General features: G+C 72.1%; 22 protein-coding genes and 2 tRNA genes. 16 read left to right on the top strand and 8 right to left on the bottom strand.

Annotated features, from left to right (window positions below; translation table 11 throughout):
* Positions 1 to 190 precede the first annotated feature (190 nt).
* Entirely contained in the window at positions 191 to 1,453 is a 1,263-nt protein-coding gene (gene ilvA, locus EXE48_RS17615) for a threonine ammonia-lyase (protein ID WP_137712121.1), read from the bottom strand.
* A 69-nt stretch (positions 1,454 to 1,522) separates the two neighbouring features.
* The gene (locus tag EXE48_RS17610; RefSeq protein WP_137712120.1) at positions 1,523 to 2,908 is read right to left on the bottom strand and encodes a cryptochrome/photolyase family protein; all 1,386 of its coding nucleotides are present in this window, start codon (positions 2,906 to 2,908) and stop codon (positions 1,523 to 1,525) included.
* 95 nt (positions 2,909 to 3,003) lie between these two features.
* Between EXE48_RS17610 and EXE48_RS17605 the strand changes: the two genes are divergently transcribed.
* The 4 genes from EXE48_RS17605 to EXE48_RS17590 all read left to right on the top strand — a co-directional run bounded on the left by EXE48_RS17605 (position 3,004) and on the right by EXE48_RS17590 (position 5,578).
* On the top strand, positions 3,004 to 3,492 hold the full coding sequence (locus tag EXE48_RS17605) for an Hsp20/alpha crystallin family protein (protein WP_053771852.1): 489 nt from the start codon (positions 3,004 to 3,006) through the stop codon (positions 3,490 to 3,492).
* Positions 3,493 to 3,590: 98 nt separating this feature from the next.
* A complete protein-coding gene (gene hsp14 / locus EXE48_RS17600) occupies positions 3,591 to 4,004 on the top strand; it encodes an archaeal heat shock protein Hsp14 (RefSeq protein ID WP_137712119.1) in 414 nt (137 codons plus the stop codon).
* Positions 4,005 to 4,128: 124 nt separating this feature from the next.
* Positions 4,129 to 4,761, top strand: coding sequence for a protein-L-isoaspartate(D-aspartate) O-methyltransferase (locus tag EXE48_RS17595; RefSeq protein ID WP_137705614.1), 633 nt, complete (start codon positions 4,129 to 4,131; stop codon positions 4,759 to 4,761).
* A gap of 49 nt (positions 4,762 to 4,810) precedes the next feature.
* Positions 4,811 to 5,578 (top strand): protein-L-isoaspartate O-methyltransferase family protein, encoded by a 768-nt coding sequence (locus EXE48_RS17590; RefSeq protein ID WP_053771849.1) that lies wholly within the window; start codon positions 4,811 to 4,813, stop codon positions 5,576 to 5,578.
* 28 nt (positions 5,579 to 5,606) lie between these two features.
* On the opposite strand, the gene EXE48_RS17585 is transcribed toward EXE48_RS17590, so the two are convergent.
* Complete coding sequence (locus EXE48_RS17585) at positions 5,607 to 6,083, bottom strand: DUF7382 domain-containing protein (RefSeq protein WP_137705612.1); 477 nt, start codon at positions 6,081 to 6,083, stop codon at positions 5,607 to 5,609.
* A gap of 80 nt (positions 6,084 to 6,163) precedes the next feature.
* On the opposite strand from EXE48_RS17585, the gene EXE48_RS17580 reads away from it, so the two are divergent.
* From EXE48_RS17580 to EXE48_RS17565, 4 genes are all read left to right on the top strand, one after another.
* Entirely contained in the window at positions 6,164 to 7,342 is a 1,179-nt protein-coding gene (locus EXE48_RS17580; RefSeq protein WP_394348066.1) for an ATP-binding protein, read from the top strand.
* A 49-nt stretch (positions 7,343 to 7,391) separates the two neighbouring features.
* Positions 7,392 to 7,784, top strand: coding sequence for a fluoride efflux transporter FluC (locus tag EXE48_RS17575; protein ID WP_053771848.1), 393 nt, complete (start codon positions 7,392 to 7,394; stop codon positions 7,782 to 7,784).
* Entirely contained in the window at positions 7,781 to 8,140 is a 360-nt protein-coding gene (locus EXE48_RS17570; RefSeq protein WP_053771847.1) for a fluoride efflux transporter FluC, read from the top strand. Before EXE48_RS17575 ends, EXE48_RS17570 begins: the two co-directional genes overlap by 4 nt.
* 68 nt (positions 8,141 to 8,208) lie before the next feature.
* Positions 8,209 to 8,523: a hypothetical protein gene (locus tag EXE48_RS17565; RefSeq protein WP_053771846.1), complete on the top strand. Its 315-nt coding sequence runs from the start codon at positions 8,209 to 8,211 to the stop codon at positions 8,521 to 8,523.
* Positions 8,524 to 8,581: 58 nt separating this feature from the next.
* Here EXE48_RS17565 and cca read toward each other — a convergent pair whose 3' ends face one another.
* Positions 8,582 to 10,012, bottom strand: coding sequence for a CCA tRNA nucleotidyltransferase (gene cca / locus EXE48_RS17560; RefSeq protein WP_137712118.1), 1,431 nt, complete (start codon positions 10,010 to 10,012; stop codon positions 8,582 to 8,584).
* Between the two features lie 161 nt (positions 10,013 to 10,173).
* On the opposite strand from cca, the gene EXE48_RS17555 reads away from it, so the two are divergent.
* Positions 10,174 to 10,246: transfer RNA gene (locus EXE48_RS17555), tRNA-Asn, on the top strand.
* 69 nt (positions 10,247 to 10,315) lie between these two features.
* Positions 10,316 to 10,390: transfer RNA gene (locus EXE48_RS17550), tRNA-Ile, on the top strand.
* Positions 10,391 to 10,832: 442 nt separating this feature from the next.
* On the opposite strand, the gene EXE48_RS17540 is transcribed toward EXE48_RS17550, so the two are convergent.
* Positions 10,833 to 11,696: a TIGR01548 family HAD-type hydrolase gene (locus tag EXE48_RS17540; RefSeq protein ID WP_137712117.1), complete on the bottom strand. Its 864-nt coding sequence runs from the start codon at positions 11,694 to 11,696 to the stop codon at positions 10,833 to 10,835.
* Positions 11,697 to 11,815: 119 nt separating this feature from the next.
* Positions 11,816 to 12,283: a UPF0146 family protein gene (locus tag EXE48_RS17535; RefSeq protein ID WP_053771843.1), complete on the bottom strand. Its 468-nt coding sequence runs from the start codon at positions 12,281 to 12,283 to the stop codon at positions 11,816 to 11,818.
* 39 nt (positions 12,284 to 12,322) lie between these two features.
* On the opposite strand from EXE48_RS17535, the gene EXE48_RS17530 reads away from it, so the two are divergent.
* From EXE48_RS17530 to ygfZ, 3 genes are all read left to right on the top strand, one after another.
* Positions 12,323 to 12,844, top strand: a complete 522-nt coding sequence (locus tag EXE48_RS17530; RefSeq protein ID WP_053771842.1) for an archaemetzincin family Zn-dependent metalloprotease — start codon at positions 12,323 to 12,325, stop codon at positions 12,842 to 12,844.
* A 67-nt stretch (positions 12,845 to 12,911) separates the two neighbouring features.
* On the top strand, positions 12,912 to 13,211 hold the full coding sequence (locus EXE48_RS17525) for a DUF6432 family protein (RefSeq protein ID WP_121600969.1): 300 nt from the start codon (positions 12,912 to 12,914) through the stop codon (positions 13,209 to 13,211).
* A 47-nt stretch (positions 13,212 to 13,258) separates the two neighbouring features.
* Positions 13,259 to 14,416 (top strand): CAF17-like 4Fe-4S cluster assembly/insertion protein YgfZ, encoded by a 1,158-nt coding sequence (ygfZ, locus tag EXE48_RS17520; protein ID WP_053771840.1) that lies wholly within the window; start codon positions 13,259 to 13,261, stop codon positions 14,414 to 14,416.
* 28 nt (positions 14,417 to 14,444) lie between these two features.
* Here ygfZ and EXE48_RS17515 read toward each other — a convergent pair whose 3' ends face one another.
* Positions 14,445 to 15,620, bottom strand: coding sequence for an inorganic phosphate transporter (locus EXE48_RS17515; protein WP_053771839.1), 1,176 nt, complete (start codon positions 15,618 to 15,620; stop codon positions 14,445 to 14,447).
* Positions 15,620 to 15,748, bottom strand: coding sequence for a DUF7859 family protein (locus tag EXE48_RS19295; protein WP_255410387.1), 129 nt, complete (start codon positions 15,746 to 15,748; stop codon positions 15,620 to 15,622). The genes EXE48_RS17515 and EXE48_RS19295 overlap by 1 nt, the downstream gene beginning before the upstream one ends.
* A 265-nt stretch (positions 15,749 to 16,013) precedes the next feature.
* Between EXE48_RS19295 and EXE48_RS17510 the strand changes: the two genes are divergently transcribed.
* The 3 genes from EXE48_RS17510 (at position 16,014) to EXE48_RS17500 (ending at position 20,337) form a co-directional block, all read left to right on the top strand.
* Positions 16,014 to 16,976 carry a TAXI family TRAP transporter solute-binding subunit gene (locus EXE48_RS17510; RefSeq protein WP_137712116.1) on the top strand — a complete coding sequence of 321 codons (963 nt, stop codon included), beginning with the start codon at positions 16,014 to 16,016 and terminating at the stop codon, positions 16,974 to 16,976.
* A 194-nt stretch (positions 16,977 to 17,170) separates the two neighbouring features.
* The gene (locus EXE48_RS17505) at positions 17,171 to 17,614 is read left to right on the top strand and encodes a DUF1850 domain-containing protein (protein ID WP_394348067.1); all 444 of its coding nucleotides are present in this window, start codon (positions 17,171 to 17,173) and stop codon (positions 17,612 to 17,614) included.
* The gene (locus tag EXE48_RS17500) at positions 17,611 to 20,337 is read left to right on the top strand and encodes a TRAP transporter permease (protein ID WP_137712115.1); all 2,727 of its coding nucleotides are present in this window, start codon (positions 17,611 to 17,613) and stop codon (positions 20,335 to 20,337) included. The genes EXE48_RS17505 and EXE48_RS17500 overlap by 4 nt, the downstream gene beginning before the upstream one ends.
* The last annotated feature ends 160 nt before the right edge of the window (positions 20,338 to 20,497 follow it).

Below are 20,497 nucleotides of genomic sequence, written 5' to 3'. Positions count from 1 at the left end.
CCTCCCGGCCGCCCCTTCGAGTCCCACCCCGCACCGCAACCGCGCCTCTTACCTCCCCAACCTCGTCGGCTTCCCTCCGCTTCGCTCCGGTCGGCCGACTCCCTCGCACGCGCTCCTCGCGGCCGCCGGGGGCGGCCGCTCGGAGGCGCGCGCCACCGCAGTCCAGTTTATAAACACCCGACCTCGCTTCTCACGCCTCGCGCGTCGTCCACTCGACCTCGTAGCCCGCCTCGCGCACCGCGCTTAGGACGCGGTCGACGTGGGCGGGCCCGTTCGTCTCCACCTCGAACACGAGGTCGGCGTCGCCCACGGGCAGGTCCGGGCGGCTGCGCTCGTGGCGCACCGTCCGGATGTTGGCGCGCTCGCCGCCGATCAGGGTCGCTATCTCCCCCATCGTCCCGGGCGTGTCGTCGATGCGGACGGAGAGCTCGATCAGCTGGTCGCGGTCGACGAGCGCGTGGGTCACCACCTCCTTCAGCGTCGTCACGTCGATGTTACCGCCGCAGAGCAGCGGGACGACGGTCTCGCCGGCGAGGTCGAGCTCGTCGACCGCGTCGTCGTTCAACAGGGCGGCCGCGGCCGTCGCGCCCGCGCCCTCCACCAGCTGTTTCGCGCGCTCCAAGAGCAGGAGGATCGCGCTCGCCACGTCGTCGTCGCTCACGACGAGGGCGCCGTCGAGGTGCTCGTCCAGCAGGCCGAGGGTTAGGTCGCTCAGCCCGCCGGTCGCGATGCCGTCCGCGATGGTGTCCGGCTCGTCGCGCGTGACGAGTTCGCCGGCCGCGAGGCTCTCTGAGAGCGTGGACGCGCCCTCGGTCTGAACGCCGATCACGCGCGTCTCGGGCGAGCGCGCCTTCACCGCGGTCGCGACGCCGCCCGCGAGCCCGCCGCCGCCGACCGGGACGAGGACGGTGTCGGCGGCGGGCACCTGGTCGAGCACCTCTAAGCCGAGCGTCCCCTGGCCGGCGACCACGTCCGGGTCGTCGAAGGCGTGGACGAACCGCGTCCCGGGGTCGTCGGTCAGCGTCTGGGCGTGGGCCATCGCCTCGGGGAACGCGCTCCCGCGGAGGACGACCTCGGCGCCGTACGCGCGGGTGGCCTCGATCTTCGCCGCCGGCGCCGACTCCGGCATCACGATCGTCGCGTCGATCCCGGCGTCGGACGCCGCCAGCGCCACCCCCTGCGCGTGGTTGCCCGCGCTCGCGGCCACGACGCGCTCGACCGCGGGCTCGTCGGCCCCCTCGCCGGAGCCGTCGACCGCCCGCGAGATCGCGTTGTACGCGCCGCGCGTCTTGAACGAGCCGGTGCGCTGGAGGTGCTCCATCTTCAGCCGCACGTCGGCCCCGCACCGCTCGCTCAGCGACCGGCTCCGCTCGACGGGCGTGCGCTGGGCGATGTCGGTGCCGGCGAGCCGCTCGGCCGCGGCCTCGACGTCGTCGACCGTGACGGGGGACATGGGCGCGATGTTCGCCGGTTCCCGTGAAAAGAACTCGGATACGGAACGCCGTTTCCGCCCCGGCCGCACCTATCGCTTCCCGAGCGCCTCCTCGAAGACGCGCTGGGCCCGCTCGTACCCCTCGTTCCGGTCGACGATCGGGTGCGGGTAGTCGGGCGCCAGTTCCTCGCGCTCCGCCCGCGAGAGGGTCGGCCAGTCGACGACCTTCCCGGCCGGCACGTCCGACAGCTCAGGGACGTACGCCTTCACGTATCGGGCGCCGTCGTCGTACTTCGACATCTGGCTCACCGGGTCGAAGATGCGCACGTCGACGGAGTCGGTGCCGGTGGAGGCGGTCCACTGCCAGGCGCCGTGGTTCGAGGCGTAGTCGTGGTCGATCAGCTGCTTCGTGAAGTAGCGCGCCCCGCGCCGCCAGTCGATCAGGAGGTGCTTCGTCAGGAAGCTCGCGACCACCTGCCGCGGGCGGTTGTGGACGTACCCCTCCTCGTTCAGCTGTCGCATCCCGGCGTCGACGAGCGGGTAGCCGGTCTCGCCGCGGGTCCACGCCTCGAAGTCCGCGTCCGACTCCCGCCACGCGACCTCGTTGGGGAACGACTTGTAGTTCGAGACGGCGAGGTCGGGGGTGTAGTACAGCAGGTGGTACATCTGCTCGCGCCACGACAGCTCGTAGCGGTACTTGTCGACGTTGCGGCGCTCGCCGCCCGTCACGGCGTCGTAGACGTCGCTCGCGCCCGCCCACACCTCGCGGATCCCGATCGCCCCCGTCGCGAGGTACGGCGACATTCTGGAGACCGCGTGCGTCGGCGCCTCGACCGCCCGCGAGAGGTCGTCGCGGGTGTCGTTGTAGGAGTTGATCCCGTAGTCGAGGAACTCGTCGAACCGCTCGCGCGCGGCCTCGTACCCGGCGCCCGGGAGGTCGATGTCGGCGTCGGGCTCGGGGACCGTCTTCCCGTCGCGCACGTCGGCCAGCGCGTCCGGGTCGGGCTCCGCGTACGGCCCGCGCTTCGGCACGGCCTCCCAGTCGCCGTGGAACTGGCTGTGGTTCGGGTACCGCTCCTCCAGCCGCCCGGGGTCGACCAACACGAGGTCCGTCCGGGAGTCCGTCGCGACGCCCGCGCCGGCGAGCGCGTCCTCGACCGCGCGCTGTCGGTTCCGGCGGGCCGGCCGGTAGTGCTCGTTGTAGACGACCGCCTCGGCGTCGTGCTCGTCGGCGAGGTCGACGAGGACATCGTCCGGGTCGCCCGCGCGGACGACGAGGTCGCTCCCGAGTTCTCGATACCGCTCCTCTAAGCGCTTCACGTGCCGGAGGAAGAAGGCGCGCTGACGCGCGCCGACCGTCGCGAGCAGGTCCGCGTCGTACACGAAGACGGGAACGACCGTTCCTTCGCGGGCCGCCGCCGCGAGGCCGGCGTTGTCCCGCGTCCGCGCGTCGCCTCGGTGCCAGAACAGGCGCATACGATCGCCAGGGGCGCCAGCAGATAGTGTCTGTCGCCCGGGGCCGGTCCCGCCGCCAGTACGTTCAAGGCGCTCCGCCTCGAATCCTGACCCGTATGACACGACGCGATCCCTTCGACGAGATCGAGGACCTGCTCGAACGGATGGGCCGCGAGTTCGAGGAACTCGGCGGCACGCTGGAGGGGGCCGGGCCCGAGGTCCCGCGGTTCCCCGGGGCCCGCGAGGTGGACGTCGACGTGATCGAGGACGACGAGTCGATCACCGTCGTCGCCGACCTCCCCGGGTTCGACGCCGACGACGTGGACGTCGAGCTGCGCGACGACGCGCTCGTGATCGCCGGCTCCCGGGAGGAGTCCGCCGAGTTCGCCGCCGAGGGCGACGACGCGGACGACGCGGACGAGGGCGACGAGGTCCGCTACCACCGGCGCGAGCGCCGCCTCCGGTCCGTCTCGCGCCGCGTCCCGGTCCCCGAACCGGTCGAGGCCGACGCGGCGACGGCCGCCTTCGACGCCGGCGTGCTCACCGTCACGCTCCCCAAGCGCTCGCCCGACGACGACCGCGGGCACACGATCGACGTCAACTGAGCGCGAGCGCGCCGCCGCCGCTAACCGAGACGCCGGCGCGGTCGTGGGATAGCACGCCACACTCTGTGTTTAATATCTCACGGCGCCTTTCTGTCTTTATGAACACGACGAATCCCTTCGACGAGATCGAGCAGTTCCTCGGCCGCACGCCCTTCGCCGGCGAGCGGACCTGGGGCCGCGACCTCCGCGCCGCCGACATCGACGTCGCCGAGTACGACGACGAGTTCGTCGTGATGGCCGACCTCCCGGGCTTCGACCGCGAGGAGATCGACGTTCGCGCCAGCGGCGATCGGCTGACTATCTCCGGCGAGCGCGACACGGAACGCGAGGACGAGGACCGACGCTACCTCCGCCGCGAGCGCCGTCACGAGTCCGTCACTCGGACGATCGAACTCCCCGCGACCGCGGTCCTCGAGGACGCGACCGCGACGTACCGCCACGGCGTTCTCACGGTGGCGGTCCCGCTCGACGCCGTCGACGCGGACGAGGGCCACCGGATCGACGTGAACTGACCCGTCCTCGACGCGAACTGACCCGTGTTCGACGCGAACCGAACGACTCGATGCGTCGCGGTCGAGCCGACCCCCGCTCTTTCCGGCCGATGCTTTCTCCACGGACCCCGTGGTAACTCTCCGTATGAACGACGCCGACCACGCGGCCGCCAGGCGCGACCTGGTGAACGCGCTCCGCGACCGCCTTGACGCGAGCGAGCGGACGCTGTCGGCGATCGGTGCCGTCCCGCGACACGAGTTCGTTCCGGAGTCGGTGCGCGGGTCGGCGTACGCCGACCGACCGCTCCCGATCGGCCACGGGCAGACGGTCAGCGCGCCGCACATGGTCGCGATGATGACCGACCTGCTCGACGTCGAGCGCGGCGACCGCGTCTTCGAGGTGGGGACCGGCTGCGGCTACCACGCCGCGGTCGTCGCCGAGGTCGTCGGCCCGGGGAACGTCTTCTCGGCCGAGCGCGTCCCGGAGCTGGCGGCCGCCGCCCGCGACCGCCTCGACCGCCTCGGGTACGAGGTGACCGTGTCGGCCGGCGACGGGCGCGAGGCCTTCGCCGACGCGGCCCCGTTCGACGCCGCGTACCTCACCTGCGCGGCGCCGGAGGCGGTCCCGGACGCCGTCGTCGACCGCGTCCAGACGGACGGCCGCGTCGTCGCGCCCGTCAGCGAGCGCGGTCGCCAGCGGCTCGTCCGGCTCACCCCCCGCGAGGACGGGATCGACCGCGAGGACCACGGCGGCGTGCGGTTCGTCCCGATGCGGTAGGCGGGCGGCCGAACGCACAGTTTTAGAGGACCGAGTCCCGAGACGGCGCATGGACGACGCGTCGCTCCGGGCGGACATGATCGAGGGGCTCGAACACCAGATCGGCGAGCCGATCGAGCCGCCCGTGCTGACCGCCCTTCAGCGCGTCCCCCGCGACCCCTTCGTCGACGACTCGCCCCGCGGGGGCGCCGTCGACGGCGACGACCCTCACTCGCTCTCGCTCGCGACGCTGGTCCGACTGCTCACCGCGCTCGACGCCGACGAGGGCGACTCGGTCCTCGTCGTCGGCGCGGGGATCGGCTACTCGGTCGCGCTGCTCGCGGCGATCGCCGGCGCGCGGCGCGTCCACGCGGTCGACATCGACCGCGCCGCCGTCCACGCCGCGCGGTCGAACCTCGACGCGGCCGGCTACGGCGCCGTCCTCGTCGACCGCGCGGACGGCGCCGACGGGCTCCCCGCCTACGCGCCCTACGACCGGATCCTCCTCGAAGCCGCCGTGGTCGAGCCGCCGCGACCCCTCCGCGAACAGCTGGCGTCCGGGGGCCGGATCGTATACCCGCGCGGCGCGGGCGTCCAGACCGTCGCGGCGATCGAGCCGTCGACCGCCCCCGAGGACGGGGACGACCCGGCGCCGCCGGGGTTCGAGACGGTCGCGACCCACGGCCCGGCACGGCTCCAGCCGATGCTCGTCGACGGCGAACAGCCGGGAACGGAACGCAACCGGACCCGCCGCGAGGACGCCGAGCGCGCCGAGCGCGGCCGGCAGCGCCGACACGGCTGGGAGCAGGACTGGATCGACTGGGACGATCAGCTCTGACCGCCTCTCGCAGCGCGCCGCCGCGGCGTCACTCCTCGACGACGAGCACCTCGGTGTTCCCCCGCTCGTCGACGTAGTCGCCCTCCGCCGGCGGCTTGACGTCGATGGTGAGCGTCCCGTCGGCCTGGTTCGGCCCCAACTCGGGGTCGACGTCGACGGTCGCGATCCCCTCGCCGTTCGTCTCCGCGGTGACGACGCCGTCGATCCGCGCGGAGCCGCCGCGGACGATCACCGTCGCGTCGGCGACGCGGGAGCCGTCCGGGTCGACGACCGCGACGTCGATCGACTGCTCCCCGGGCGTGGTCACCTCCGGCTGCGGCTGCGCGTCGAGCTCCGTCGCGGCCAACCCGTCGATGTCGCCGATCATCCCCATCATCACGCTGAGGCTGGCGACGCCGACGACGAGCGCGATGACGAGGCGGACCGGGAGCCCCTCGATCGCGCGGGTGTCGGTGCTGAACGTCCGGCGGTTCGCGGTGCGCGAGTCGTGTGTTCGATCGGACATACGCCCCGCTGGCCGCGGCATCCGGTATAAAAGGTCGGCCGCCCGACCGTTTTTATCTCATACCGAGGCCAGCCGTCCGCGTGTACGTACTCGGCCGCGACGGCCCGGAGCCCGACGGCGACGACGCGAGCAACCCCGGCCGCGACCTCGGCGACGCGAGCGACCGCGACTCCGACTGCGGCGACGCGAGCGACCGCGACTCCGACTGCGGCGACGCGATCGATCGTGACGGCGACCTCCCGTCCCACACCGCCCGGATCGGATCCTTCCTCGCTCGCGACGGGAGCGCGGGCGCACCCGTCGGGGTCGACCTCGACCGCCCGCACGCGGGCGTCGTCTTCGGGAAGCGCGGAACCGGGAAGTCGTACACGCTCGGCGTCCTCGCGGAGGAGCTCGCCGCCGCCGACGGCGTCGCGCCGGTCGTCGTCGACCCGATGGGCGTCTTCGGGGGCCTCGAAGCGGCCGGGGGACAGGTCGTCGACCCCGCGGTCCGCCCGGGCTCGATACCGCCGTCGACGTGGCCGGACTTACTCGGTCTCGACCCCGAGAGCGGGCCGGGAAGCCTCGTCTGGCGCGTCGTCGCCGACGGGGTCGACGGCGGCGCCTCGCCCTCGCTCGCGGCGCTCCGGGACGCGGTCGCCGCCGCGGACGCGCCGGCGGAGACGCGCCGCGCCGCCGCGAACCACCTCCGGCTGGCGGCCTCCTGGGGAATATTCGACGCCGACGCGCCGCCGGTCGCGTCGCTCGCGGCCGACGGCGACCCCGCCGTCCTCGACCTCGCCGGCGTGCCCGACGCCGCCGCGGCGGCCGCCGTTCGCGCGGTCGCTCGCGGCCTCTACGACGCGCGGATCGACGGGCGCCTCCGAAGGCTGCCGTGGCTGCTCGTCGACGAGGCGCACGCGTTCTTCGACGGGGTCGCCGAGCCCGCGCTCCGGACGCTCCTCACGCGGGGCCGCGCGCCCGGCGTCTCGCTGGTCTGCGCGACCCAGCGGCCGGCCGCGCTGCCGAGCGTCGCCGTCTCCCAGTCCGACCTCCTCGTCTCCCACCGGCTCACGGCCGCGCGCGACGTCGACCGGCTCGCCGAGGCGGAAGCGACGTACCTCGCCGGCGACCTCGCCGCGCGGCTCCCCGAGGGCGTCGGCGAGGCGCTCGTCGTCGACGACGCGACGGAGACGGCCCACACGGTCCGGATCCGCGAACGGCGCACGCCGCACGGGGGAGAGAGCCCCCGCGCCAGCCGGCCGTCGGACGCCGAGTAGCGCCGAGGCGGCTCGGAACGCACAAGCCCCCGCGGACACACCGACGCTCATGGAACGGACGCCGTACGGATTCCTGCTCGTCGCGGCCGGCGGCTTCCTCGGCGCGGTCGCCAGGCACGCGGTCGACCTCGGCGCGGGCGAGGCCGTCGCTGCGGCCACCGCCGCCGCGGGCGGCGGCGCTCCGACCGGCGCGGGAACGCTTGTCGCGAACGTCGCCGGATCGTTCGCGCTCGGGCTCCTCCTGACCCGCGCGTCGAGCGACCGAGTCAGGCTGTTCGTCGGAACCGGCGCGCTGTCGTCGTTCACGACGTACAGCACGTTCGTCGCCGACGCGGTCGCGCTCGGGACGCCTGCCGGCGCGTGGTACGTCGCCGCCAGCTACGCGACCGGCTTCGCCGCGGCCGCGCTCGGGTTCGCCGTGGGGGGTCGAGACGGCCGATGACCGTCGCGTCGCTCCTCGCGACGGCGCTCGTCGGCGTCGGCGGCGCGCTCGGCGCCGCGTCCCGGCACGCGGTCGGACTCCGCGTCGAGGGGCGCCAATCGGTCCTCCTCGTCAATGCGCTCGGGAGCTTCGCGCTCGGAGCCGTCTCTGCCGCCCCGGTCGGGTCGACGGCGGCGCTGCTCCTCGGCGTCGGCTTCTGCGGCGCGTTCACGACGTTCTCCTCGTTCGCCGTCGGGACGGTCCGGACCGCGAGCGAGACGGGGGCCCGCGCCGCCGCGGCCGTCGCGGGGTCGAACCTCGCGGCCGCGCTGGCCGCGTTTCACCTCGGCTCGCTCCTCGCCGGGCGGCTCCTCTGACGGGCGTCGACGCCCGGCGTCCGCCCGCAAGCGATAGGTACAGCATCCCTCGGCCCGTACCCGCGTCCGTGACCGACACCGACCGCTCCGTCGACGGCGAGTCGACAGACCCGGCCGACTCTGGGCCGTTCTCCGACGCCGTGGACCCCGAAGACGTCCCCGAGTTCGGCGACCTCTCGATCGCCCAGCGCGCCTTCGTCGCCGCCGCGCAGAACCCCTCCCGCGGACTGCTGGTCGTCGGCCTGTTCGCGTTCGCGCTCGCCTTCTACGCCGCGTTCTGGCTGTCCTTCCCCGCCGCCGCCGGGCTCCTCTCGGCGCTCGCGCTGATCGTCGCCGCCGCCGCCGCCGCCGTCTACTGGCTCCTCGACCGCGTCGCCGGCTGATCCCCGCCCGCCCGTCGGCGTTCCGGGTCGCTACCCCGCACGACCCGTCCCGCTGACTTCACGGCCGCGGCTCGTAGAACTCCCGGAGCGGCCGCCCGAACGCGGGCGCGAGCGTCGCGACCGCCTCGCCGACCAGCACGTCGCGGTCGTCGAACGCCGGCTCCACCTGCGCGCCGAGCGCCACGTCGCTCGCGGCGTCGCTCTCCAAGTACTCCCGGACGGTGGCGAACTCCCGCTCCCGCTCGACGACGTATCGGTCCCCGTCGATGAACGGGCCGTAGGTGTCCGGGTCGACGTCGTCGACGTACGACTCGTAGAAGCTCGCGGCGTGCTTCCGGACCGCGACTGGCGGCCCGTCGTGGCGCTCGACGGCCGGCCGCTCGGTCACCTCCAGTTCGGCGTACAGCGCGGCCCGGGTCGTCCCGTCGGACCCGTCGCGTCCCGCCGTCCTCTCCGCGCCGTGCCGCCCAACGTCCCCTGTCGCCCTCGCGGCGTCGGTCATGGCCCGCGCTCGGAGGACGTCGAAGCCGCGGTCGTTCAGCCCGCCGACGATCCCGTCCAGCGACCGCCGGAGCTGGGGCCACAGCTGGTCGTCGACCACGTCGGGCGCGTCGAAGACGACCGCGACCGGCGTCGTCCCCCGCCGGTCGAGGTGCGCGCGCACCTCGCTCGGGTCCAGCGGCTCCGGCTCGTCCGGCTCGAAGAGGTCCCCGCTCGGGGCCGCAAGGAGCTCCCGGGCGTAGTGCTGGAACCGCGCGAGGTTCGTCGCCGACAGCACCGCGGCGACGTTCCGCGTCGGGTCCGTCGGGTCGACGACGACCAGCGGGTCCTCGAACGTCCGCTCGGCGTGCCCCTCGGGGTCGAACTCCACCGGCGGGTGCCAGCTCCGCGCCGACTCCACCAGCGGGACGAACCCGCCCAGCTCCAACACGAGCAGCTCCGTGAGGTACCCCGAGAACCCCTCGGTGCGGAGGTCGCTCCCGTACGCGCCGATCCCCTTCAGGAACGCCTTCGCCAGCACCACGTCCGCGGCGAGGTCGTCGTCGAGCCGCGCGGAGAGGTAGGCGTCGTGGAACGGCGTGCGGTCGACCGCGGAGACCAGCTCGCCGGCGCTCTCCACGTCGTGACAGGGAACGAGGTCGACGTCGAACCCCTCGTAGCTCCCCTTCACGTACGGGTGTTCGGCGTACTCCTCGTGGCCGTCGGGGAGGACCGCGTGGCCGACCTCGAGGCCGTACTCCTCCAGTTCGGCGCGGTCGAGGTCCGCGTCGAACCGGACGAACAGGTCGATGTCGCGGTCGCCGGCGACCCACGTGCCGCGCGCGGTCGACCCGACCTGGACCACGTCGGCGCCGACGGGGAGGTCGGCGATGGCCTCGCGGGTCCGGTCGGTCAACGTCGCGGCGGTCTCCCGCAGGCGCTCGCGCTCCGCCGGCTCCGGCAGGACCCGCTCGCGGACCCGCGACAGCACCGCCTCCAACTCGTCCATACCGAACGGTCTCGCGGTCCGGCCGAAAACGTGTCGGTCGGATCGGCGCCCGCGGCGGTGCGTCTGATCGGGGGCCGTAGCGCGCCTTCCGGGCAGTCGGATTCCCCGCAGTCGGGCGGAAACGAAAGCCCTATCAAAACGACCCGAGTACCGGGAAGTGAGCCGAAGTAGCTCAGTTGGTAGAGCGCCTCGCTGTTAACGAGGCGGTCCCAGGTTCGAGTCCTGGCTTCGGCGCCTCCTGCTTTCACCTGCTTCGTCGCGAGTCGGTACGCTAAAAAACGTCTCCGACGTATCGACAGATACGGGCCCTTAGCTTAGTCCGGTTAAAGCGACTCGCTCATAACGAGTTGATCGCCGGTTCGAATCCGGCAGGGCCCATCGACATCACACTCGCTACCGGAGAGTCTCTTCGCAGCGCCCGAATCGTCCAGACGCCGGAGACCGCGCCGGCGTCGTCGCCGCCCGTCGACTCGGGGTCGTCCATCACCAGCTCGTGGTCGCGGGCCCGGGCGACGAACGCGGATTCGCCGTCGCTCTCGCCGCTGACTTCCATCCGCTGCGTCGCGTTGGCGTCACTCATCGACCGCGCTAGCGGGCGAGGGGTCATAAACCGTCAAAACCGGTCCGGTTCGTGCCGGTGGCCGTGGCCCGCGTCTCGCGTCGAGGCAGCATACGGGCGTCGAGAGTGTCAATCCCGGCCGGCTCGCCGTCAGCCGCCGCCGCGACGCGTCTCCGGTACCGGCGAGTTCCGCGACCGCGTCGGCCGAAGGAATCCGATTGGCTCGGTCGCCCGCGCGGTACGGCCGCGACGCGCCGTCGGTCACTCCACCAGCTCAACCAGTTCGTTCACGTCCTCGACGACGGCGTCGGCGCCGTTCTCGGCGAACTTCTCGCGGCCCGCGTCGCCGGTGAGCCCGCCGGTGAGGACGCCGATCCCGTAGTACACGCGCGTCTCGTCGGTCTCGTCGGCGTTGCGCGCGGTCCGCACGTCGTCGAGGGTGTCGCCCGCGAACGCGACGCGCTCGGCGTCGAACCGCTCGGCGAGCTCGACGAGCGCCCGCGGGTGCGGCTTCCCCTCCTCCCAGTCGTCCATCGTGAACCGCCGGTCCTCGGGCACGTCGAGGCCGACGCGATCCAAGGCGATGTCGGCCTCCGCCGCCGGCCGACCGGTGAGGACGCCGACGTCGAACCGATCGGTGAGCTCGGCGATCGTCTCGGGGGCGACGAGCGTCGGCTCGTCGTGGATGTACCCGTCCGTCTCGACCGGCGGCTCGCCGCCCTCCAGCTCGCGGTACAGCTCCGCGCCGAGGTACAGCGCCTGGAACGTCTCGCGGAGCGCGTCCCGATCCCACTGATCGCGGACGCGGGCCTGCGCGACCCGCGGGAGGTCGCCGACGACCTCCTTGGCGGCGTCGAGGCCGCCGCCGAGCTCGCGGACGCGGTCGGTGAACTCCTCGACGTCCATCCGGAGCCCCTCCCGGCGGGCCAACACGAACAGCGCGGCCGCGTCGGTCAGCTCCCAGTCGTTGTTGAAGCCGCCGGCGTCCTTGAACGCCTGGACCGCGTCGCGGTCGATCGGCTTGCCGCAGACACGGTCGACCGACTCGAGGATCGCCCGACGGTAGGAGTCCGCCACGTCCACCAACACCCCGTCGATGTCGAGGACCATTGCGTCGACCTGCATACCGCAAGGCCGTCTGGGGGCGGAATGAACGTTCGGGTTCGCGGCCGGCGTCGCCGGTTCGAGGGACGCCCCGACCGCCGGTTCGAGCGTCGCGACGGAGCGGTCGCCGGGCCGCGGCGTCACCGGGCGACGTACACGACGGTCCCCGCCTCCCGCGACCGCCGCCGGACGTCGACGACCGGCTCCTCGAACCCGAGCGTGGTGAACAGGCAGGCGGCGTCGAGCCGCTCGGCCAGCGCGACGGTCGGGCGCTGGATCTCGGCGGGCAGGTTCCGCGCGTACACGGCGTCGACCCCGTCTCCGACCGACTCGGAGCCGATCGCGTCGCGGATCGCCCGTCCGTCGTCGGCCGCCAACGCCGTCACGTCCGCGGCGGCGACGCGGAGCGACCCCTCGCCCGACTGTGCCGCCGTCGCCGCCTCCCGCGCCGACTCGCTCACAGTGACGTCGACGGCGACGACCGCTCGGCCCCGGTCCGCGAGCGCGAGGGCGACGTCCGGACGCCGCCCGACGCCGACCTCGATCAGCCGCTCGTACGGGTCGAGTGCGGCGACGAGCGCCCGTTCGGACGGCGGCGGTGACCCCACGGCGCGGCCTTTATGACCGCGGCGGTCAAAAGCAGTTCCATGCTCGTGGACATCGTCCCGGTCGGGGAGGTCACGCCCCGAGTGAAACGGGAGGCCTCCGCTGCGCTGCGTTCCGTGTACGACTGTGACGTGACGGTCCACGACGACCAGGCGATCCCGGACTCCGCGTTCGACGCCGACCGCGACCAGTACCGCGCCGAGGACCTCATCGAGACGGTCACCCGGGTCGGCGGCGGCGAGAAGAACATCGGCATCACGCCCGAGGACCTCTACTACCGGCGCCGGAACTACGTCTTCGGCCTCGCGTACCTCAACGGCAGCGGCTCCGTCATCTCCACCCACCGGCTCCGCACCTCCTCGGACGGCGGCGTCTCGACTAAACCCGCCGTCGACGTCTTCGGCGACCGCGTCCGCAAGGAGGTGGTCCACGAGATCGGGCACACGCTCGGCTTGGAGCACTGCGACAACAGCAAGTGCGTGATGTCGTTTTCGCCCACCGTCCGCGAGGTCGACGTGAAAGAGGAGAACCTCTGCGGCACCTGTTCTCGGCTCATACGCTGAGCGCGCGGCCGCCGCCCGCTCGCCGACCGCCGGTAGACGTAAAGTCCGCCCCGCACAAGGGACACGTATGGCCGCAAAGCCGGAATACCGCGACCGGCCGGACGTCGAGGTCGCGCTGCTCGACGCGCTCGTCGACCGCGGCGACGAGGGGATGACGGTCCTCGAACTTCGCGCGGCCGTCGACGCCGACATCGACGCCGTCGAGGAGGCCCTCTCGGCGCTGAAGGAGGACTCGCTCATCACCGTGGAGTCGGACGAGCACGTCCGGGTGTACGCCCACGAGAAGGTCGTTCCGGACCCCGAGGCGCCGGACGACGACCCGTCGGCGGGGCTCGTCGACGCGATCCGCGACCGCCTCGGACTGTAGCCGCCGGAGACGGCGACCTTTTGGCTCTCGCTCGCGTCCCTCCGGCCATGACGCTCGTCTCCGGCACCCACGACGCGCACGGCGCCGTGTACCGCGACCGCGGCGGCCGAGAGGTCGTCGACCACTACGGGAAGCCCGTCCGCGTCGGCAAGGCGGTCCGCAACGTCGCCGGCGTGATCGAGATGGGGTACGGCGTCCTCGCCGTCAGAGGCGACGACCGCGTCGAGTTCGTGGACAACGCCGTCTCGAACCGCGTCCCGACCGCGGACGGCGAGGGGACCTACGCCCTGCTGCTCGACCCGCAGGGCGGGATCGAGACGGACATGTACGTGTACAACGCCGACGAGCGACTGCTCGTCTTCCTCCCCCCGGAGCGGGCCGAGTCGGTCGCAGCCGACTGGGCGGAGAACGTGTTCATCCAGGACGTGGAGATCGACGACGTCTCCGACGAGTTCGGCGTGTTCGGCGTCCACGGCCCGAAGTCGACGGAGAAGGTGGCCTCCGTCCTCGGCGGACCGGGCGCGCCAGAGGACCCCCTCTCCTTCGTCCGCGGGTCGATGGTCGACGCCGGCGTCACGGTGATCGCGACGGACGCCCCGCTCGGCGAGGAGGGGTACGAGATCGTCTGCGCCGCCGCCGACGCGGGCGAGGTGTTCGACACCCTGATCAACCGCGGGCTCAACGCCGCGCCGTTCGGCTACCGGACGTGGGACGCGCTCGCGACCGAGGCCGGGACGCCCCTCTTCGAGCACGAGCTGGCCGGCACCGTCCCGAACGTGCTCGGCCTCCGGAACGCGCTCGACTTCGAGAAGGGGTGTTACGTCGGCCAGGAGGTCGTCTCGCGCGTGGAGAACCAGGGGCGACCGAGCCGCCGGCTGGTCGGCCTCGAACTCGACGGCGCCGCCGAGGCGGTCGCCGGCGTCGACGCGAACGCCGACCCCGAGGGGATCGACGCCGCGCTCCCCGACCCCGGCGCGGCCGTCTTCGACGGCGACGAGGCGATAGGCGAGGTGACCCGGGCCGCGGTCGGCCCCGCGACCGAGGTCCCGGTCGCCCTCGCGCTCGTCGCGTTCGACGCCGGCCTCGGCCCGGTCACCGTCCGCGTCGACGGCGAGGAGGTCTCGGCCGCCGCGGTCGACCTCCCGTTCGTCGACGGGAGCGCGGCGTCCGCGAGGCTGCCGACGTACCCCGATCTGCGCGCCTGAGCGTCCCGCTGACGGCGCCCGCCGCGGCTCAGACGACGAAGTCGACCGCCGCGTAGAGGCTAAACCCGAGCGCGAACGCGCCGACGAGCGACCCGACCCACGCGAGGACCGTGTACCCCATCTTCTTCCGGCTGACGCCCGCGTCGCCCGCGGCGTAGCCCGCGCCGACGATCGCGGAGACGATGATCTCGTTGAACGAGACGGGGATCCCGAAGGCGACGGCGGTCTGCGCGATCGCGAACGACGGGATCAGCGCGGAGATCGACCGCCGCGGCCCCATCGAGGCGTAGTCCTGCGCGAGCGCCTTGATCATCCGCGGCGCGCCCGTCCACGACCCGGCCAGCAGCCCGGCGCCCCCGCCGACGAGCAGCGCCCACAGCGGGACCCCGACCTCGCTGAAGATCGGGACGAGGGGGCCGATCGCGAGCCCCACCTGCGACCCGCCGGCCGAGAACGCGACGAGGCCCCCCATCGCCAAGAGGAACCGCCGCTGGGCGCCCTCGCGGTCGCGGCCGAGGTCGGCGTACACGGCGACCGCGACCAGGGCGGCGATCCCGAGGGTCACCGCGGGCGCCCCCGCGCCGCCGATCCCGAGATCCGCCCCGAGGACGCCCGCCACCGACGCCTGTTCGCCGGCCGGCCCGAGCAGCGCGAACCCGACGTTCGCGAGGAGCGCGCCCACGAGCCCGGCGAGCGCCGCGGTCAGCGGGCGCTCGGGCAGCGACTCGCCGATGAGCAGCCGGGCGACGCCGAAGGCGACGCCGCCGCCGACGAACGGGGTGAGCACCCACAGCGTCGCGATCTCGGCGTACTTCGGCCACGCCGGGTCGCCCCCCATCGCGAGGCCGACGCCGACGACCGCCCCGGTGACGGTGAACGCCGTCGCGATCGGATAGCCAGCGAACACGCCGACCGCGACCAGCGCGGCGGCCGTGACGAGCGCGACGATGGCCGCCGCGGCCGTGAGCGTCACGCCGCCGATCAGCTCGGTGCCGACCGCCTCCGTCACGTTCGCCCCCTGGAGCGTCGCGCCGAGCAGCCCGAGGACGCCGACGATCAGGCCGGCCCGCATCACGGAGATAGCGTTCGCGCCGACCGCGGGGGCGAACGGGGTCGACCCCGACGAGCCCGCGCCGATCGACCACGCCATGAAGAGGCTGGCCGCGGCGGCGACGACGAGCGTCGCGGCGGTGACGACGACCATCAGCTCCGCCCGTCGTTGTACCCCTCGTTCAGCCCCCTCACCGTGCGCCGAACGAGGAGGAACCCGAAGAAGAACAGCCCGAGAAGACCCACCAACAGAAGCACGAACAGCGGCTGGACCGGGAGCATAGACGTGAATCCGTCGGGACGGTGTTATGCGTTTCGGGCGACGCGGCGGGGACCGGCGTGCGCGGTGCCCCGCTCTCGAACGTCTTCAGGACCCCGGCCCGCCGTCGTGAGGCCGATCGACGCGACGCGCGGCAGAACCGGCTCGTTGCCGGGACGAATCCGGTGCCGTCGCGAAACGAACTCCTCTCTGCCCCCGTAAAGTGGGTATTGTTTACTCTTCTCATGAACACAGTTATATAGCTGTATCGTTCTGGGTTATAGTGGTATGACGGACAAACAGAACAGACGGCAGGTACTGGAAGCGATCGGTGTGGCCGGCGTCGCGGCGCTGGCCGGGTGTAGCGGCGGCGGCGACGGCGGCGACGGCGGTGACGGCTCCCGCCTGAGCTGGCACGCCGGAGGCACGGGAGGGACGTACTTCCCGCTCTCGAACGAGATCAAGACGGTCGTCGAGGAGAACACCGACTTCTCGCTGAACGTTCAGTCGACGGGCGCGAGCGTCGAGAACGTCGGCAGCCTCGGCGACGAGTCCGCCGACTTCGCGCTGATCCAGAACGACATCGCCTACTTCGCCAAGAACGGGACGGGCATCGACACGTTCGAGGGCAACGCCGTCGAGAACCTGCAGGGCGTCGCGACGCTGTACCCCGAGACGATCACGGTCGTCACCCTGTCGGGCTCCGGTATCGAGTCGCTCTCTGACCTCAGCGGCGCGACGATCAACACGGGCGACCTCGGCTCCGGGACGCAGGTCAACGCGAACCAGATCCTCGAGGCCGTCGGCATCAGCGACTACAACGAGCAGAACGCCGGCTTCTCGCAGGCCTCCGAACAGCTCGCGAACGGGGACATCGACGCCGCGTTCGTCGTCGGCGGCTGGCCGGTCGGGGCCATCGAGGAGCTCGCGACCACGAACGACATCAACATCGTCCCGATCCAGGGGGACAACCGCCAGGCCGTCAAGGACGCCGCCTCGTGGTTCGCCGACGACACGATCCCCGGCGGCACCTACACGGGCATCGACAGCGACGTCGAGACCGTCGCGGTCCAGGCGATGATAGCCACCCACGCCGGCGTCCCGGCCGATACCGTCGAGACCGTGACGGGCGCCATCTTCGACAACGTCGGCGAGTTGAGCATCAAGACCGACTTCATCTCCGCCGACAGCGCTCAGGACGGGATGTCCATCGAGCTGCACGAGGGCGCCGCGGCGTACTTCGACGCCTGACCGACCCGGTAGGTCGGATCCGGCGGCGACGCACCGCTTCGCGCCCGCGTCTCCGTCCGCGAGACGCGGCGCTCGCACTCCGCCCGACGCGGGACACCCGTCACCGCACCTGAACATCACACGTGGTACTACGAGACGCGACTTCGCGAGACCTGCTCGGCCCGGCGCTCGCGGTGGTAGCGGTCGCGCTGTGTCTGTCGATCGCCGGCGCCGCCGTCGCGGCCCCCTCCGGACAGGTGCTCGTCGTCGAAGGGATCGACACCGGCGAGCGCTACCTGACGCACCCGGTCGACGACGGGAGCACGGTCGCGCTGTCGTACACCCACAGCGTCGAGAAAACCCCGGTGTACGACGAGTACCTCGTCGAGGGCGAGACGCTCGTGAACACGCGCATGGAGTTCGAGTCGTACGGCTGGGGACTCCCCTCGCGGGTGAACGTCACGAACGTCAACGGGACCTTCGTCTACGACCCGCCCGGGCCGATAACGACGCTCGAGACCCTGTCGGTCTCCCCGGGGCGGATCGCTAACCACACTCTGATCGTCGAGGACACCCGGTACGACCTGGTCGCGGAGACCGGCGCGAGGGACGTTCGGATCCGCGTGGAACGCCGGGGCCTCACGGACGTATTCTCATGAGCACGAACGACACACAACCGGACGACGCCGAGGAGATTTCCAGAGAAGAGGCCGACGAGATAATCGACGAGATCGAGCGCCGGCGGTCGTTACAGGGGCTCGCCGCACTCGCCGTCGCGGTCATCGGGATCTGCTTTTCGCTCTTCCAACTGGCGCTCGCGGCGCGCAGTTTCACCTTCACGATACCGCTGCCGACGGTCGATCTCGGCCTGTTCGCGGTGCGGCCGATACAGATCTCGCTCCAACTGCTCCAGGCCAATGCGGTCCACGTCGGCTTCGCGCTCGTGCTCACCTTCCTGATGTTCCCGGCCACCATGGGCGACGGGCCCTTCTCGCGGCGGCTCGCCGGAGCGGTCGACGCCGCCGTGAACCGCCTCGGCGGTTCGAACCCGCTCTCGCGGGCCCTCGACGGCGTTCTGCGCGCGGTCCGGTGGGCGTTCGTCGACCCGGACCGCAGCCGCGTCACGCCCTTTGACGTGGCCTGTATGATCGTCTCGCTGCTCGCGGTCGTCTACTTCCTCACCGAGTTCCGGGAGATCCGCGACATCCGCGCCTTCGGGCTCGAGTCCGGCCGCCCGATCACCGGCGTCTACTCGGTCCTCGAACCGCTGCTCGGCGGCGTCCCGTTCGTCAGCGAGTACTCCTACGCGATGCTGCTCGGCGTGCTCGGCGTCCTCCTCGTGCTGGAGGCCACCCGGCGGACGCTCGGGCTGCCGCTCATGATCATCGTCGCCAGCTTCATCGTGTACGCCCGCTGGGGGTACCTCATCAGCGGTAACACGCCGTTCGTCGGGCTCCTCGCGATCCCCCAGTTCACCTGGCCCGACATCATCCAGAACCTGTGGTACAACACCGAAAACGGCGTGTTCGGGATCCCGGTCACCGTCTCCGTCAGCTTCATTTACATCTTCATCCTGTTCGGCTCGTTCCTCGAGATGAGCGGCGCGGGCCAGTGGTTCATCGACCTCGCGTACGCCGCCACCGGCCACCGGAAGGGCGGCCCGGCGAAGTCGAGCATCCTCGCCAGCGGCTTCATGGGCACCATTTCGGGCTCGTCGATCGCGAACACGGTCACGACGGGGGCGTTCACCATCCCGCTGATGAAGAAGTCGGGCTACTCGCCCGAGTTCTCCGGCGCGGTCGAGTCGTCGGCCTCCTCCGGCGGCCAGATCCTGCCCCCGGTGATGGGGGCGGCGGCGTTCCTCATGGTCCAGTACACCGCGACGCCGTTCCGCGAGATCATCATCCTCGCGACGATCCCGGCGGTCGTCTTCTTCTTCGGCGTCTGGGTGATGGTCCACCTCAAGGCGGTCCAACAGGGGATCGGCGGCGTCGACGCCGACACCGTGTCGCTCGGGACCCACCTCAAGCGCGGATGGTTCTACCTGGTCCCCATCGTGCTGCTCCTCTACTACCTGATCGGCGCGCGGCTCTCCGTGTCGCGGTCGGCGTGGTTCACGCTCGTCGCGCTGGTCGCGCTTATTGCGTTCATCGCGGCGTACAGCGAACAGACCCGGGCGTTCCTCCTCGCGTCGACGGCGGCCATCTTCGGCGTCGAACTGGCGAGTTACATCGTCGCCGGCGTCCCGATCACCGGACTCCTCGCCGGCGCCGGCGGGGCCGGAGTCCCGCTCGGCGACGCCCTCGCGGTCATCGGCCCGCGGATCGGGTGGTACGCGATGCTCGGCAGCGTCGCGACGATGATCGTCCACGCCGACGTCCAGTCGGCGGTGCTCGATCTCAACCCCACCGTTCAGACCGCCGCCGAGTCCGCCGGCGAGCGGACCGGTCGCGACCTCGGCGACAACCAGCTGTTCCGCGTCGGGACCTTCGTCGTGAAGTCGATGGAGGAGGGCGCGCGGACGGCCGTCCCGGTCGTCATCGCGGTCGCTGCGGCGGGGATCATCCCGGGCGTCATCAGCGTCTCCGGGCTCGGACCGAACCTCACCTCGCTCCTCTTGGAGCTGTCCGGCGGGTCCATCGTCGTCATGCTGCTCGTCACCGCGGTCGCGAGCATCATCCTCGGGATGGGGATGCCGACGACCGTGACGTACATCATCCTGATCTCGATGCTCGCGACGCCGCTCGTCGAGTTCGGGATCCCGCTGCTCGCGGCGCACCTGTACATCCTCTACTTCGGCGTGATGGCCGACATCACGCCGCCGGTCGCGGTGGCCGCCTACGCCGCGAGCGGGGTGGCGAAGTCGGACCCGTTCGAGACCGGCGTGAAGGCGTTCTCGCTGTCGCTGAACAAGGCGATCGTCCCCTTCGCGTTCGTGCTCGCTCCCGGCATCGTCCTCCTGCGCGAGAAGGCGAACGCGGACGAACTGCCGCTCCGCGAGCAGTACCGCGTCGTCAACTTCGCCGACCTCGCGGAGCTGTCGTACTCCGTGCCGGAGATCCTGATCCCCGTCGTCGGCGTCTTCCTCGGCGTCGTGGCGCTGGGCGCGACCGTCATCGGGACGCTGTACGCCGACGTCCCGAAGCCCGAGCGCGCCGTGTTCGCGCTCAGTTCGCTGCTGCTCATGGCGCCCCGGCTGCTCTCGGAGTCGGTCTTCGACGTCCTCGGCCTCGCGGGCGTCAGCGTCTCGGTGAACGCGCTCCTGCTCGACCTGACGCTCCGCGGCGTCGGCCTCGTGCTGTTCGTCGCGCTCACCGTCAGGAACCGGCGCAAGGCCAGCGTCGAGCCCGCGGGCCCCTCTGGCGACCCGACGACCGCCTGAGGTCGGCCGCGGCCGCCACGTTTCGGTGACTAAAACGCTCGTTTGCGCCTCGGACACCTATAAGATCGCGCCGCTCGTAAGTGGAAACGCGACCCCCGCTTCGGCCCTCACACGCCCGGAGAAGCCGGTCGACGCGCCGGCCGGTCGGACTCGCCGCCTC

The organism is Halorubrum sp. ASP1 (assembly GCF_005435135.1).
GTDB classification, from domain to species: Archaea; Halobacteriota; Halobacteria; order Halobacteriales; family Haloferacaceae; genus Halorubrum; species Halorubrum tropicale.
This window is presented reverse-complemented; position numbering and strand designations above follow the sequence as displayed.